The organism is Novosphingobium sp. RL4, assembly GCF_035658495.1.
Taxonomy (GTDB): domain Bacteria; phylum Pseudomonadota; class Alphaproteobacteria; order Sphingomonadales; family Sphingomonadaceae; genus Novosphingobium.
Genome location: NZ_CP141944.1, coordinates 1,651,844 through 1,666,679, shown reverse-complemented (window position 1 = coordinate 1,666,679; position 14,836 = coordinate 1,651,844). Strand labels below are relative to the sequence as shown.

Genomic DNA, 14,836 nt, shown 5'->3' with positions numbered 1-14,836 from the left:
CAGGGTCCTGTCCTCCAGTACGAGGCATGTCATGAACTCTTTCAAAAATTCGATCGCCAATCACAAGCCGCAGATCGGCTTCTGGCAGGCACTAGCCTCGCCCTACACCGCCGAGATCAGCGCAGGTGCCGGCTTCGACTGGCTGCTGATCGATGGCGAGCACGCGCCCAACGACATTCCGCTGATCCTTGCGCAGCTCCAAGCAGTGGCCCCCTACCCGGTCGAAGCCGTAGTTCGGCCGCCGGTTGGCGATCCGGTGATCATCAAACAGTTGCTCGACATCGGCGCGCGCAGCCTGCTCGTCCCTATGGTGGAGAGCGCCGAGCAAGCTGAGCTGATCGTACGCGCGACGCGCTATCCCCCACATGGCATCCGGGGCGTCGGCTCGGCAATCGGTCGCGCCAGTCGGTGGAATCGGCACGCCACCTATCTGCACGACGCTGCAGATGAGATCTGCGTTCTTCTCCAGGTCGAATCCCGTGCAGGCCTTGAAGCTTTGGACGCCATCGCCGCCACACCCGGGGTCGACGGCGTGTTCCTCGGCCCATCGGACCTGGCGGCTGCTCTGGGCCACCTCGGAAACCCGGCACACCCCGAAGTGCAGGAGGCGATCGAAACGGGGATCGCACGCATTCTCGCCGCAGGTAAAGCTGCAGGGATCCTAATTGCCGACCAGGGTCTGGCCCGACGCTATCTCGAACTGGGTGCCTCATTCGTTGCTGTCGGAACGGATGTGACGGTTCTCGCGCGCGGCGCGGAGGCGCTGGCACGCGCGTTCCAGATCGATGCGAAGCCCAAGGAAGCCACAGGAGCGCAAGTCTACTGATCGAACCGCGTGCGAGGCGCCATCGGGCGCCCCGCACGCGGTCCACCGAACATAATCAGGCAGCCCGGCCAGATCTGGCCGAGGGGGAGAGAAAACGTGTGCACGCAACCCGATACACAACACAGTCTCGCCGCGCTTCTGCGCACGCATCATGGGAAATTCGAGTTTGCTGAATGCGAGCTCGAAGCGCCCCGCGATACCGAGGTGTTGATCAGAATTGTTGCCACCGGCATGTGTCACACGGACCTCGCCGTCCGCGACGGCGTCCTTCCAACCCCCTTGCCGGCCGTGCTTGGTCACGAAGGAGCCGGCGTCGTCCTTGCGGTTGGCGACAAAGTCGAATCGGTCGCCCCTGGCGATCATGTCGTCCTGACCTTTCTTCCCTGCGCCAGCTGCCCGCAATGTCTGCGGGGGGCGCCGGCGGCATGCGAGAGGATCGGGCCGCTCAATTTCGGCGGTGCCCGCGCGGATGGCAGTCATGCCCTCACGCGGAATGGCGAACCCTTCTCCGACCGCTTTTTCGGACAGTCTTCATTTGCGACTCTCGCGCTCGCGGATGCCCGCAATGTGGTCAAGGTTCGCAAGGACGCACCGCTGGAGTTGCTTGGCCCCTTGGGCTGCGGAATCCAGACCGGCGCCGGCACGGTTCTCAATGCGCTTCGTGTTGGTCCGGGGAACAGTTTTGCAGTCTTTGGGGGCGGCGCGGTTGGCCTGAGCGCACTCATGGCCGCCAAACTTGCCGGCGCCACCAAGACCTTTGTCGTCGATCGTGTGCGGGCACGCCTCGATCTTGCCCGCGAACTGGGCGCAACCCACGTACTTCATCCGGACGACGGCGACGTAGCGGCAAGGCTGCGCGAGCTTTCGGACGGCGGGGTTGAATTCAGCCTCGATACGACGGGGCATCCAGCGGTAATCCGTACGGCCGTCGAGGTCCTGCGCCCAACCGGCACCTGCGCATTCGTCGGCGCTTCGCGGCCGGGCACCGAACTGACTTTCGATGCGAACGACTTCATGAACAACAATAAGCGCCTGATGGGAGTGATCGAAGGCGCCAGCAATCCGCAGCTGTTCATCCCGCAGCTCGTGGACCTCTACCTGCAAGGCAGCTTTCCCTTCGACAAGCTCGTGCGCTTCTATGACTTCCTAAAGATCAACCAGGCAGCGGCCGACAGCGAATCCGGCGAGACGATCAAACCGATCCTGCGCATGACGTCTAAGGGTAGCGAGGGAGCTCAGTGATGACGACGGTAACCTCCTCCTACGACGGCTTCGACGGGCAATTCATTGGCGGCCGATGGACTGCCGGACGGCTTGGGCGCGCAGCGACTATCCGCAACCCCTATACCCGCGAAACCGTCGCTGAAATCCAGCTCGCCAACTCCGACGATGTCGACGCAGCCTTTCGGGCCGCCAAAGCAGCGCAGGCCGCGTGGGCCAAAACGGGGCCAACAGAGCGCATCGATATGTTCCGCCGGGTTCTTGCGATCGTCGAGGCACGCCGCGACGAGATCGTGGGATGGATCATCCGGGAATCCGGCAGCACCTTCATGAAGGCGCAAGCAGAATGGATGGCCGTTCGCGGCGGGCTGATCGAAGCGCTCACCCTGCCCCCTCGCGTCGAGGGGCGGATCATGCCGATCGACGCCGCCGACAAGGACAGTTTCGTATTCCGTGAGCCGTTGGGCGTCGTGGGTGTCATCAGCCCATGGAATTTCCCGATGCACCTCTCGCATCGAACGATTGCGCCAGCTCTTGCTGTTGGAAACGCTGTCGTCGTGAAACCGGCGCTGGAGACACCGATCACCGGCGGATTGCTGCTGGCCAAAATCTACGAGGAAGCCGGCTTACCCGAAGGGCTGCTTAACGTCGTCGTCGGCGACGTACCCGACATCGCCGACACATTCGTCCTGCACCCGCTGGTCAACCTGCTATCGTTCACGGGCTCGACACCGACCGGCCGCAGGGTTGCGCAAATGGCTACCGCGGCTCCGCAGATCAAACATGTTGGACTTGAATTGGGCGGAAATGCGCCTCTCATCGTCCTCGCGGATGCCGACCTCGAGAAGGCGGCAAGTGCTGCCGTGTTTGCGCGCTTCCTCCACAGCGGCCAGATATGCATGAGCGCAAATCGATTGATCGTCGAAGCGCCGATTTACGACGACTTCGTCGACCTGTTCGTTGCCAAAACAAAGAAGCTCAAAGTGGGCGACCCAAGCGATCCCCAGACACTGATCGGTCCTCTGATTAGTGAGCGGCAGCGCGACGCGGCGCTGCAGCGGATCACCGAGGGACGTTCTGCGGGATTTGCAGAGCGTCTGAAGGGAGAGATCGACGGCCTCGTAGTACCTCCGCACGTATTTTCTGAGGTAGACAACGAGAGCGCGTTTGCTCAGGCCGAACAATTTGCGCCTATTGCCTCGATCATAAGGGCCGAGGACGAATACGACGCCGTACGGCTCGCGAACGCAACTCAATATGGACTGGCGAGCTCCGTCTTCACGGGGGACGTGTGGCGAGGTCTTCGGATCGCGCGCCACATCGAGGCAGGCATGACGCACGTCAACGACATCCCGATTCAGGATAGCCCCTTCAATATGTTCGGCGGTGAAAAGAACAGCGGGCTCGGCCGTTTCAACGGGGGCTGGGGGATCGAAGAGCTGACACGCGATCACTGGGTCACCTGCCGGACGACACCGCCTAGCTTCCCCGTTTGATGCAATTCCCATGCAGGTTGCCGCAAAGACCTGCCGCAACCTGCATGCGAGCCCTTCAAGTCGCACAAACTAGAAAACCAGACAGACAAACTGGAAGTTTGGCGGGCAGAGCTTGGGCCCCTGCCCAGTCGGACAATGGGCCTACAGCATAAACCGCGCTTTGGCGGCGGGGCCTAGGTCCTTTTGTCCCTTCACGGTCAAGGGACACCGCGGACCTTGAAAATGATCGCGCCGCCCAGCACCCCGATTACACCCGTCAAAGCGAACCAGATCGAAAATCCCCACCCCGGGGCAATCCAATTGCCGATGGGAAGCACGACTGAGCCAGCGACGAGAGGAGCGATGGTTCCCGGAAGCGTGTTGGCTATATTGAAGACGCCAAGGTCTTTCGCTTTCGTCTCAGGATCCGGCAAAACATCGATGCAAAGCGCGGCGTCGACCGAGAGAAACAAGCCAAACCCAAGCCCGGTGAACGTCTGGCCGACAAGCACCAGCGAGAGCCCCGCTTCTCGGCCGATGAGTGGCGACACGGCAAGAGACAGCACTCCCAGCCCGATGCATGTGCCGGATAATGCTACAAAAACACGCCGCTTGCCGATGCGATCGGACGCCCATCCACCAACGAATGACCCAACCGCCATCATCACGACGGAACAGACGGTAGTATATACGTTAAATTGAAGCTGCTGAGCCACATTCATGTGAAACGAACTTGCAAGGAACAGCGTCAAATACGAAGCAATTGAAGCAAAGCAAAACATGATCATTGCCTTACTTATCCACGTGATGCCGTAATCGCGATATTTCAAAGGCTGGAATGAAAAACTCCTGAAGACGTCACCGATATTTATTTTACTCCGGGTGCCGGTCAGCACGCGATCGTTCAGCATCAAAATGAAAATCAGGCAAAGGACGCCGCCGATTGCCGCCGGGACAATGGAACGGAGCAAGTCAGTCGGAAGAATATTCAACGTCAAAGCCGACAGCAGAAAAGCGCATGGTATCGCAACGCCGCCCAAACCCGAGATAAACCCTAGCCGATGTTCCGGAACCTGGTCCGCAACAACGGCATGCAGTGACCCCTGCACTACGTTGCTGAAAATTTGAGCCAGGCACCATAGCGGAACCAGAAGAAAAATGGCCTCAACCGGCCCAATCGCCGTCAAAGCCAACAGAAATCCGATTGTACCCAATAGGATCCAGGGCTTTCGCATGCCGAATTTGCTGTGGGTGTTGTCCGAGAGCTTGCCGATGATCGGCTGAGTGAACAGCGCGACAAGAGATCCGAGGCCCATCATCAAACCCAATATGGTCGGAGCACGCTCCACGCCGACCAGATTTTGTAGCTTGATTGACATCCCGCCAAGAGTCGGGGGCAGTATTGCAAAATAGGTGCCGAAATTTGCGAGCAAATACAGGAAAGCAAATCCTTTCGGCTCCCTCTGCTCATCAACTCGACCAACGGATTCCATTTTCACAAATCAACCCTCTCGTGAATATTGTTATCCGCCATGTTTTTCTGGCGGTTAAAACAGTGAAGACGGGAAGCCAACGAATCGGTTATTCGCACTGTAGGGAAAAGGATGCCGACAGAACGACTCCGCCGATTATGCGGCCAGAGCCCGGAATCCGTACACCCTTGAAACCCAATTCCGCCTTTCACCCCTAGCTTCGCCTGCCGCAAGGCAACGGTTTACAGCTAATGGGTCGATTGCGGCTTTCTCTATACGCCCATCTCCCGCGATGACAGCTCTGTAATATCGCGCGATTCGCCCGTTTCTACGAGAACCGATTTACGCGGCACTGGTAGTGGTTGCAACCTTCAATGTAACAGATTACACCAACCAGCAGCGATGAGTCGTCGAGCTTCGGCGGCATTTTCCGCGAAGCATCATTCCGGACAATCCACCATTCCAGCGACTTTGGGGCGCCGAAGTCAGGCCCGTATCCGGATCCACCAACAGGGCTCAAAAAAACAGAAATCAGGAGAGCAAGCGTGAATAGCAAAATTCAGGTATCGGCTTGGGGAATACGCCACAATCTCGGACCAATCAGCCTTCCCGTCCGGACTGCAACCGGCGAAATCCAATGGATTAAGGTGACCGAAGGCGAAAAAAACGTCCCCTTGACCAACGTTCCCAATCATCTCCGTGCGACATTTGGCGTGACGGGGATGGAGATCCCCGATTGGTTCCTCAGACAGGCGGACGCGAAGGAGCGCCGAATGTTCTCGGAGGCCCTCCTCGAAGAGGGCGTTACCTTGGGCAACGTGACGCTGGACGGCAGCTTCGCAGGCGACGGCAACGCGGTCTATCGCGCACAGGACCTGGTCGACCTCAAGCAATCGGTCGATCGCGTGGCCGAGGTTGGCGGCAAGGCAGCCCGCGTGAATCTTCTGCCACCTGGCATTGTCGATTGCGGGAGCGCGGCGACATTTCAGGAGGTCGTCGATGCTGTTCGCGATTTGCGAGACCACGCGTCCTCACGAGGTGTGGAGCTCTTGATCGAGAACCACTGCGAATTGACAGACACTGCCGAAAAGATCGCGCATTTCCGCGATGCGGTCGGCCCCGGCCTCGGTTTGATCTTGGACACCGGCAACATATCGCCAATTCAGGATGAAATCCTGCGAAGCTTCAAGACCAAGACCGAACCGCGCGACATCGAAGATACCGAAGAAGCTTTCGCATTTCTGGAGCAAATGCTGCCATTCGCATCACGCGTCCATGTTAAGACATATGGCTTCCACGACGATGGGCGGCCGGCAGTCTACGACCAGGAACGTGCGATCCAGCTCATCACCCGCAGCGGGTTTTCCGGCCCGATCGCGATTGAATGCGCGAGCTTTGACCCGCCGAAAGTCTACCCTGCGATAACGCGCACCGTGCAGATGCTGGAGGCAGAACTCGCATGACCGGCGCCATCACTATCGTAAGCACAGATGAAGCTCGTAGGTTCAACGCAGACGTAATCGTCGTCGGGTCTGGCGCCGGCTCCATGGCCGTGGCTGGCGAATTGGGCCGAAACGGCAAGAAGGTCTTGATCGTAGAAGCTGGCCCATTGCTTGACAGCCCTCCAGGGCGGCACAGGCGCAATGTCCTCAATGCGGAAGACTTCTTGTCAGAAGCAATCACGAAGCTTCGCCCGCACGGAAACTCGAGTGAAGCCCGGCCCGGCCTGGAGGGAGCGGCGAGCATCCACTCGGTTGGAGGCATGCTTTCGTACTGGTCCTATATGGTTCCCCGTCCCGACTTCAAATGGGAGTGGGACAATGCGATCTCGCGGGACGAATTCGAAAGCTACCTCGGCCGAGCGGAAGATTTGCTATGGGCGACAACCTCGCTGTTTGGAGACGGATCGCCCCGACAGCGCTGGATCATCGATGTCATAAATGAGCGCTTTGGCCCCGATTTTGTCCGACCGGCAGACCTAGCTGGCCGGGTAGGGGCAAACGGTGAGATCGATTTTGCAGCTGGAGACAACCTTCTGGCAGGCGGTGAGGCTGGACTGGCCCTGCTGCCGGATACTGTCGCCGTACGGCTACACCACGACGGTGGGCAGCTAAAGGGGCTCACGGTTCGCCATGGGCCTGAACGGACGGAGTGTTACCTCGAAGCGCCAATCTTTGTCGTAGGCGGCGGGACACTCGGGACGCCTCAGCTCCTCCACGGCTCCGGGATAAAGTTGCCGGCGCTGGGGCGTTACCTCACAGACCACCTCAATCTCGTGAGCCGTGTTCTGCTCAAATCAGGCGATGCACCGATCGATGGGCCCGACGATCCCCCGGTATGGCTTCGTATCCCGGTGGGTGAAGGGCGCGATTTCCAGGTAGGCATTCTGGATATTCCCAGCACCGCCCATGCCGGCATCCTCCAAGGAGCAGATCATCTTCGAACAACCGACATCGGGTGCTTCATCGGAACCGATCCGGTCTTCGACAATCGACTGAGCTTCGATGATGAGACCCTCGACGGGCTGGGGCTGCCATCAATTCGTGCTCACGTCGAACTCACCCAATCCGATCACGACAGAGTCACCCGGGCATTCGCTATGCAATACCAGTTGGCGCGCACGATCGGCGAGCCGTGGCAAGGTATGAGCCCCCTGCTCCGGCCATTCGGATCGAGCTTGCACCTGATGGGAACATACCGGGCAGGAGCGGACCCGGAGACTTCGGTGACAGACGGCGACTGCAAGGTATGGGGATTTGAAAACCTCTATCTTGCTGGAAACGGCTTGCTGGGCTCGCTCAACCATTGCAACCCAACTCTCACGACGGTCGCATTCGGCCTGCGTGCAGCCGACGCGATCGTGTCGCTCGCGAAATAGTGCTAATGACCCTGCTGCCGATCAACCAGGTGGTGCGGCAGCAGGGGCTGGCCCCGTCGAGGCACGCACAATCAAGTGGGCAGGATAAACCCGCTTCTGAGGCGGAGGATTCGAGCCAGACAGAATCTCGATCAGGAGCCTGGCCGCCTCCATGCCAATGTCGCTTGCCGGCTGCGCCACTGTTGTCAACGGCGGATCAAAGTGCCGCGCGAACTTTATATCGTCAAAGCCGATGACCGAAATGTCCTTCGGGACCTGTAAACCGCGCTGCTTGATCGCATTAATTGCCCCCAGAGCCATTTCGTCATTTGCGCAGAAAACGGCGGTAAATTGCTTTTGCTTCGCGAAGAGAGCGCCAAGTGCTGCGGTACCGGAGTCCACGGAATAGTCGCCCCTTACGATCAGATCCGGATCGGCGACCTCACCGGCCCCCGCGATCGAATGGACATACGCTGCCTCCCGCTCCTTGTTCGCAGAACTGCTTTCTGGGCCGCCAATGTAGGCAATTCGGCGATGGCCCAACGCTATCAAATACTCCATCGCTGCACACGCGCCGCGGAAATTGTCCACGCTGACGGAGGTGATCGACGGATCATCGACGCATTCGCAGGCATTGACGATAGGCGCCCTGCCCTCAGCGAATACCGATGGGATATGCGGCAACATCGTGATGAGACCGTCGGCCTGCCGAGAAGTGACCAATTTGGCGTAGCGCTGCTCACGCTGCTCGTCGAATTCCGTGTCGCCGAGCAAAACGGAATAATCGTTACGGTGGGCAATTCGCTCAATTCCGCGGACGATCTCCGAAAAGAATGGGCTCGCGATGTCCGGAACAAGCGCGATTATCAGCCGTGTCTGCGAGGTTCGCATGTTCTGCGCCTGCACGTTCGGGGTGTATTGAAGCCGCTGAATAGCAGCTTGGACACGCTCCAAAGTGTCCGCTCCAAGCCGTTCCGGTGAACTCAGGGCACGGGAGACAGTTGCGGTTGATACGCCGGCGGCCGCGGCGACGGCCCTAATGTTGGCCGGTTTGCCGAGTTTTTTCCGGGTCGCCTCTTCGGGCTCCGTCTGACGTTGCTTCGATGGCATATCAAACCTCATTTCCCCAAGATCCACGCCGCACCGGAAGCCTCTCGATTCGTGCGAACACAAAAATTGAGGTGCGTATGCAAATCCGACTTACCGCCGAAGGGTCGGCCTAGTGCCGGGTTTTTTCGATCCTGGCAATTTTCGACGTATGTCACTGAAATAGCGGAATTATCTTCGAACTTCAAACCTCAACACGACGACAATTGTCGCTTTGACAGAACCTTGACGACGCAATGTAAACTGTTACAACGATGGTGGCACAACAGAGAATCGCTCACAAGAGCAGTGCATTTGAGAAAACCAAAAAGGGTCACGCCGCCGGAGCCAGACCGCTCCGTGCCGCAAATCAGACACCTGAGGGAGAGGGAAATCAATGATGAACTCCGTGTCCGTCCGGGGCATAATGGCCGCTGGCGTCTGTAGCACTTTAATTTGCACCGCCGCGGCACATGCGCAAACTGTTTCACAGGACGCCAGGCAACAGACCAGCCCAGCCGGCGAACCTTCAGCCGCCCCAGAAACGCCCAGCACCGGCGATATCATCGTCACTGCGGAGCGGCGGACCAGCACAGTGCAGTCGACGCCAATTGCTATGGTCGCGCTTTCGGGGGATCTCATAGCAACACAGCGGATCGATACGGTTTCGCAGCTACCTGCCTTCGTCCCGGGACTGACTGTGGCCTCCCATGGATTTAGCGGGGGCCAAGCCGTTCTCGCAATCCGCGGTATCGGGAATGCCAATTTGATCGGCGACCCCACGGTTGCGTTCCATGTTGACGGCCAATACTTCTCCCTAGGCCGCGCCTTGAACGGCACGTTCTTCGATCTCGAGCGCGTCGAAGTTCTTAAAGGCCCTCAAGGGACGCTCTACGGACGCAACTCCACCGCGGGTGTCGTCAACGTCATCACTGCAAAGCCCGAAAATTACTTCGATGCAAATGCCACTCTCGCCTACGGCAACTACAATCACGTAGGCGTTCAAGGGATGATCAACGTCCCAATCGTTGACGAGAAGCTGGCCGCTCGCCTCGCGGTGAACTACGTCAGGCATGACGGCTACCAAAAGTCCAAAACGCCTGGTGTTCAAGACATCGACGACGCGAACGATCTCGCGCTCCGAGGAAGCTTGCGCTTCACTCCTACAGAGACACTCGCCATTCAACTGACTGTCGAGACGTTCAATATCGACAAAAACGGGTCGGGCTACCAGGCCCTCAACAATCCGTACGTCCCAGCCGATCAATTTGATCCATTTACAAACTACTTCAACACGAACGGCTACAATAAGCAGAAGAGCGCGAGCTATCGTGGAACCGTCTCTTGGGATATGGGCCGCGTCAGCCTCAACTCGCTCACGGCCTACAAAGTCGATCGTCTGGATCAGCTTACCGATCAGGACGGAAACAACGTCCAGGTCAGCACCGCCGAGAGGCATTTTCGACAGACGGCTTTCCAGCAGGAACTGAGGCTGACCAACTCCAACCCGGGAGTTGTCGATTGGCAAGTCGGGGCATTCTACTATCGCGAGAATACCCAGGAGAAATTCTACGTCGACACGGATCTGGTGCCCACACCAGGACAACCGCCAGTGCCTCCGTTCACGCTTATCAATCCGGCAGGTCAGATCGATCCGGCGTTTGCACTCAGAATTGATCCGCATATCGTCAAGAACGAAACGTTTGCCATTTACACGCATGACAAGGTTCACATCAACGACCAGCTGACCCTGACACTCGGCGCACGATATAATTACGATAAGAAATCGCGCCATCGGACCGACACTAATGGAACGGTAGACAAGTCCGCAAATTTCAACAGCTTCATCTGGAAGGCGGGAATCGACTGGCGCCCCGACCGGAACAATCTCATTTATGCGAGTGTAGGCACTGGCTTTAAAGCCGGTGGCACAAACGAAGGGGCGAATGTTCCTAACTTCGACCCCGAAAAGATCACTGCCTACGAAGTCGGGACAAAGTCGACTTTCGCTGGCGGCAGGGTGCGGCTGAATACCGCTGCGTTCTACTACGACTACTCCGACCTGCAGGTTTCGGTCATCCAGAACAACCAATCCCTGACGCAGAACGCAGCCAGCGCCAAAGTCTGGGGGTTGGAAATGGATGGCCACGCGTCCTTGACCGATCGGCTGTCGTTTGACGTCTCAGCGACGTATGTCCATTCAAAAATGGGGCAGCTTGCCCTTGCCTGCCCGATGACGGCCCCTCCGACATGCCCGGGAATCCCAGGCTTTTTCCCGACCGGGAACGGTACTATCGATGTGACAGGCAATCCCCTTGCACAGTCACCCCGGTTCACTTTCACTTTGGGCGGGAAATACGTCGTTCCGGTCTGGGACGGGAACCTCACGACGAGTGTCAATTACTCTCACTCTTCGACGGTCTTGACCCAAGTCTATGCCGACGTCCCGCCATTCACGCTGCTTCGACAGGGCCCTGTTGGGCAGCTGAGCGGCAGTGTCCGCTATGAGACGGGAGACGAGAAGTGGTTCGCCGAACTCTATATGGATAACATCACCGATGTCAGACAGCTCGGTGCAGGCTTCGTAGTCCCCCCTTCCGCAATCTTTGGCAGCTACGCACCGCCGCGAACCTACGGCGCCCGAGTGGGCTGGCGGTTCCGCTAACTCGACCCGGCCGAGGGCTATCGGCAGACGTCTGGTCGCGGCAAATCTTCCGCGACCAGACATGCGATCGGCGCCGAGATTACCGGATGGAACCTGAAACCGGACGTGTAGGAGAGCGCCTTTCGGCGCACCGGATCTGGGTCGGGCAACTTCGGTCAGAACAGACTTCTCAGTGTCGTCCGGCCTTCCCGGCTTCTTGGGAGATCGGCGCGCCGCACCTGAAGATCTGGGCTATCTTCGCCGCCAGAAACGATGATGGTTCGCGCCTGCCATGCCTGGGCCATTGTGCTGCGCAAAACCGACATTGCCTGTCAGCCTACGCGTAGCCAGCATCGGTCGGTCCTGCTGCCGCTTCGCCCCCGACAATGGGAGCTTGTGCTTAGAATTGGACTTTCTCGGCGCCTTTGAGCCCCAAAATGCTGCGAGCTTCCGCAGGGGTTGCTGGCTCGTGACCCATTTCCGCGAGAATTCGGACAATTTTCTCGACCTGCTGCGCGTTTGACGCGGCAAGTACCCCGCGTTCGATGAACAGGCTGTCCTCCAGCCCTACCCGAACGTGACCTCCCATGAGAGCCGCTTGTGTCAGAAACGGCATCTGGTGTCTGCCCGCGGCCAAGACTGACCACTGGTAGGCATTGCGGCCGAACAAACGATCCGCCGTCTGTTTCATGATTCCGAGGTTTTCGAGATCGCCGCCGATGCCGCCCAATACACCGAATACCATCTGTACGAAGAAGCCTTCGTGGATGAGACCACGGTCCAGGAAATGCGCAAGATTGTACAGATGTCCCACGTCGTAGCATTCGTGCTCGAAGCGTGTGCCAGCATCATTCATCGTCTCGAGGATGTGCTCAATGTCTCGAAATGTGTTGCGGAAGATGTAGTCGTCCGAGCCGCGAACGTAGCTCTCCTCCCAATCATGTTTCCAGGTCTTGATGCGATCGGCAGCTTGAAAGAACGCGAAGTTCAGGGAACCCATGTTCAACGAACAGAGCTCCGGCTTGAATTTGGCGGCAGCCTCGAGACGCTTGGACACCGGCATGGTCGTCGCACCGCCGGTGGTTATGTTGATCACCGCGTCCGTTGCCTGCTTGATGACGCCCAGGAACTGCTCATAGATCGCTGGCTCACCAGTTGGGCTACCATCCAGCGGATCGCGCGCATGAAGATGGAGTACGGCGGCTCCTGCATCTGCCGCCGCGATCGCTTGTGCTGCGATTTCCTCGGGCGTTATCGGCAGCGCATCGGACATGCTCGGGACGTGAACCGATCCCGTGACGGCGCACGTGATGATGACTTTTGCCATTTATGTTTCCAGTCTGAATTGGTTGTCAGGCGGGGCCCTGATTTACAAAAGGACGCAATCGTTCGCGGCGCAGCCCGGTTATTCGGCTTCGTAGTTATGGACGAAATCGAAGGGTACCGCCGGACCCCAGTTGGCCAGGCTGTCTGCCATCTCGTAATTTGTCGCCTGCCAGAGGTCATGGTCTTCGATGAAGTCCATGTCGGCATAGTATTCGAACCAGCTCCCCCACGGATCCTTGATATAGTGGAAGAAATTGGAGCCGATCGTATGCCGCCCAAAGCCCCAGTCTCCGCGTGCGATCTTGTCGCTCAGCGCCCTCCCTGCACGTCCCACGTCATCAGGATCGCCCAGTTGGAAGCTTGCATGATGGAAGCCGATGCCAGGTGACTTGGCAAACGCGAGGACATGATGATCGCTATCTCGGCGGGCGCACGTGAATGCGATTACGTCTTGTGCCCGATCGGCGAGCCTCATGCCTAGCGCGCGGGTCACGAACTCAACGCTCGCCAGGACATCTGGCGTGAACACGAGAACATGGCCAAGCCTCAGCGGCCGCGCTGGCTCGTAGGCATCGCCGGAGAGCATCGCAGACTTACCCGAACGCACGATCCGGCCTGGCGCGTTGATTTCGAACGGCAGACCCGCTTCGGAATCAGGGTCTGCCGGGCATTCGACCAGTCGAATTACCATGCCGTGCGGATCCTCGATCCACAGGCCATCGGACCACGGTCCGTCAGGGGGACTGATGATCCGCCCTCCATACTTTGGCACATTGCAGGCGATATCATCGAGCCCTGAGGCGCGAAGGGCGACGTGATGCATGCGCTTGTCGCCTTCGGCCGCCACGAGCGTCACGCAGTCGCGCGCCTGGTCAGGACAGCGCAATGAAGCGTACCCGTAAGCCTGCGTCGCGATCAGGCCTGCCGACCGATAGAATTCAATGCCGGCATCCACATCCGGAATGCTCAGGGCATACGAATGGATTCCCAGGACGGGCATATTTCCTCTCCCACCTAGCTGGTTCTCAACGTCCCGCGTTTTCGCGAGCAAACTCGCAATCAGGCGACTTCGTTTTCGATTGCACCGATGCCCTCTACTTCGCACCGCACGACGTCTCCGGATTTCAGGAAACTTTGCGGATCCATGCCGACGCCCACACCCTCGGGCGTTCCGGTCGCGATGAGATCGCCCGGCTCAAGCGTGAACGCCGTAGAAAGATAGGATATCTGCGCCCGAATGGGATGAAGCATGTTCTTGGTGTTGTTCGACTGCCGAACCTCGCCGTTCACCAGGCACCTGAGATCGAGAGACTGAGGATCCGTTATCTCATCCGCGGTCACTATCCACGGCCCGATCGGACCGTGGGTGTCAAAGGACTTGCCCATCGTGAATGTCGGCGTGTGCATTTGCCAATCGCGAGCGGAAACATCGTTGGCAACGAAGTACCCGAAAACGTGATCAAGCGCGTCAGCTTCGCTTACACCCTTGGCCGACCGGCCAATCACGAGGCCCAGTTCCACTTCATAGTCGAGCTTCTCGGTCACACCCGGTTCGATCTTGTCGAACGGCCCCGCAAGGCAACTCGTCTGTTTGTTGAACCACGTCTGGTAAGCTCTCCGGGCGACCCCGAGCCTGTCCGCTTCCTCGAGGTGCTTCTGATAGTTCATGCCGATGGCGAGATACTTCCCGGGACGTTCGATCGGCGCGAGCAACGTTACAGCAGCGAGAGCCAGTCCAGGGGCGGCGGTTTCATGAACATTCTTCAGTCGCTCAAGCGCTGCCTCGCCGGACTCGATAATCTGGCGCACACTGTCGAAATGAACTCCGGCGAATGCAAGATCGACGACCCCGTCGCCTTTGACCAACCCGATCCGCGGGCGAGAGCCGGCGACACTAAAACGAACAATCTTCATTCTGGATAAAGCCCT

11 protein-coding genes are annotated in these 14,836 nt (G+C 58.6%); 6 read left to right on the top strand and 5 right to left on the bottom strand.

The window, feature by feature from the left end:
• Nucleotides 1–31: 31 nt before the first annotated feature.
• The 3 genes from hpaI (at nucleotide 32) to U9J33_RS08065 (ending at nucleotide 3,543) form a co-directional block, all read left to right on the top strand.
• The gene (hpaI, locus tag U9J33_RS08075) at nucleotides 32–826 is read left to right on the top strand and encodes a 4-hydroxy-2-oxoheptanedioate aldolase (RefSeq protein ID WP_324698887.1); all 795 of its coding nucleotides are present in this window, start codon (nucleotides 32–34) and stop codon (nucleotides 824–826) included.
• Between the two features lie 96 nt (nucleotides 827–922).
• On the top strand, nucleotides 923–2,068 hold the full coding sequence (locus tag U9J33_RS08070) for an NAD(P)-dependent alcohol dehydrogenase (protein ID WP_324698886.1): 1,146 nt from the start codon (nucleotides 923–925) through the stop codon (nucleotides 2,066–2,068).
• Nucleotides 2,068–3,543: an aldehyde dehydrogenase family protein gene (locus tag U9J33_RS08065; RefSeq protein ID WP_324698885.1), complete on the top strand. Its 1,476-nt coding sequence runs from the start codon at nucleotides 2,068–2,070 to the stop codon at nucleotides 3,541–3,543. The genes U9J33_RS08070 and U9J33_RS08065 overlap by 1 nt, the downstream gene beginning before the upstream one ends.
• Nucleotides 3,544–3,740: 197 nt before the next feature.
• Here the strand turns inward: U9J33_RS08065 and U9J33_RS08060 are convergent, their stop codons facing one another.
• Complete coding sequence (locus tag U9J33_RS08060; protein ID WP_324699025.1) at nucleotides 3,741–5,015, bottom strand: MFS transporter; 1,275 nt, start codon at nucleotides 5,013–5,015, stop codon at nucleotides 3,741–3,743.
• Between the two features lie 524 nt (nucleotides 5,016–5,539).
• Here U9J33_RS08060 and U9J33_RS08055 point away from each other — a divergent pair.
• Both U9J33_RS08055 and U9J33_RS08050 read left to right on the top strand, forming a co-directional pair.
• Nucleotides 5,540–6,457 carry a sugar phosphate isomerase/epimerase family protein gene (locus tag U9J33_RS08055; protein ID WP_324698884.1) on the top strand — a complete coding sequence of 306 codons (918 nt, stop codon included), beginning with the start codon at nucleotides 5,540–5,542 and terminating at the stop codon, nucleotides 6,455–6,457.
• Nucleotides 6,454–7,872 (top strand): GMC oxidoreductase, encoded by a 1,419-nt coding sequence (locus tag U9J33_RS08050; RefSeq protein ID WP_324698883.1) that lies wholly within the window; start codon nucleotides 6,454–6,456, stop codon nucleotides 7,870–7,872. Before U9J33_RS08055 ends, U9J33_RS08050 begins: the two co-directional genes overlap by 4 nt.
• A gap of 21 nt (nucleotides 7,873–7,893) precedes the next feature.
• Here the strand turns inward: U9J33_RS08050 and U9J33_RS08045 are convergent, their stop codons facing one another.
• Nucleotides 7,894–8,973: a LacI family DNA-binding transcriptional regulator gene (locus tag U9J33_RS08045; RefSeq protein WP_324698881.1), complete on the bottom strand. Its 1,080-nt coding sequence runs from the start codon at nucleotides 8,971–8,973 to the stop codon at nucleotides 7,894–7,896.
• Nucleotides 8,974–9,334: 361 nt separating this feature from the next.
• Here U9J33_RS08045 and U9J33_RS08040 point away from each other — a divergent pair, with 361 nt between their 5' ends.
• Nucleotides 9,335–11,602, top strand: a complete 2,268-nt coding sequence (locus U9J33_RS08040) for a TonB-dependent receptor (RefSeq protein ID WP_324698880.1) — start codon at nucleotides 9,335–9,337, stop codon at nucleotides 11,600–11,602.
• A gap of 379 nt (nucleotides 11,603–11,981) precedes the next feature.
• Here the strand turns inward: U9J33_RS08040 and U9J33_RS08035 are convergent, their stop codons facing one another.
• The 3 genes from U9J33_RS08035 to U9J33_RS08025 all read right to left on the bottom strand — a co-directional run bounded on the left by U9J33_RS08035 (nucleotide 11,982) and on the right by U9J33_RS08025 (nucleotide 14,821).
• Complete coding sequence (locus tag U9J33_RS08035; RefSeq protein WP_324698879.1) at nucleotides 11,982–12,908, bottom strand: 3-keto-5-aminohexanoate cleavage protein; 927 nt, start codon at nucleotides 12,906–12,908, stop codon at nucleotides 11,982–11,984.
• Between the two features lie 78 nt (nucleotides 12,909–12,986).
• Nucleotides 12,987–13,907 carry a VOC family protein gene (locus tag U9J33_RS08030; protein ID WP_324698877.1) on the bottom strand — a complete coding sequence of 307 codons (921 nt, stop codon included), beginning with the start codon at nucleotides 13,905–13,907 and terminating at the stop codon, nucleotides 12,987–12,989.
• A 59-nt stretch (nucleotides 13,908–13,966) separates the two neighbouring features.
• On the bottom strand, nucleotides 13,967–14,821 hold the full coding sequence (locus tag U9J33_RS08025; protein ID WP_324698876.1) for a fumarylacetoacetate hydrolase family protein: 855 nt from the start codon (nucleotides 14,819–14,821) through the stop codon (nucleotides 13,967–13,969).
• Between the last annotated feature and the right edge of the window lie 15 nt (nucleotides 14,822–14,836).

What these genes read in the sequence shown, in the direction of transcription:
- hpaI (WP_324698887.1), top strand. Translation starts at nt 32, where the DNA reads ATGAACTCTTTCAAAAATTCGATCGCCAATCACAAGCCGCAGATCGGC.
- U9J33_RS08065 (WP_324698885.1), top strand. Translation starts at nt 2,068, where the DNA reads ATGACGACGGTAACCTCCTCCTACGACGGCTTCGACGGGCAATTCATT.
- U9J33_RS08060 (WP_324699025.1), bottom strand. Translation starts at nt 5,015, where the DNA reads ATGGAATCCGTTGGTCGAGTTGATGAGCAGAGGGAGCCGAAAGGATTT.
- U9J33_RS08050 (WP_324698883.1), top strand. Translation starts at nt 6,454, where the DNA reads ATGACCGGCGCCATCACTATCGTAAGCACAGATGAAGCTCGTAGGTTC.
- U9J33_RS08045 (WP_324698881.1), bottom strand. Translation starts at nt 8,973, where the DNA reads ATGAGGTTTGATATGCCATCGAAGCAACGTCAGACGGAGCCCGAAGAG.
- U9J33_RS08040 (WP_324698880.1), top strand. Translation starts at nt 9,335, where the DNA reads ATGATGAACTCCGTGTCCGTCCGGGGCATAATGGCCGCTGGCGTCTGT.
- U9J33_RS08035 (WP_324698879.1), bottom strand. Translation starts at nt 12,908, where the DNA reads ATGGCAAAAGTCATCATCACGTGCGCCGTCACGGGATCGGTTCACGTC.
- U9J33_RS08030 (WP_324698877.1), bottom strand. Translation starts at nt 13,907, where the DNA reads ATGCCCGTCCTGGGAATCCATTCGTATGCCCTGAGCATTCCGGATGTG.
- U9J33_RS08025 (WP_324698876.1), bottom strand. Translation starts at nt 14,821, where the DNA reads ATGAAGATTGTTCGTTTTAGTGTCGCCGGCTCTCGCCCGCGGATCGGG.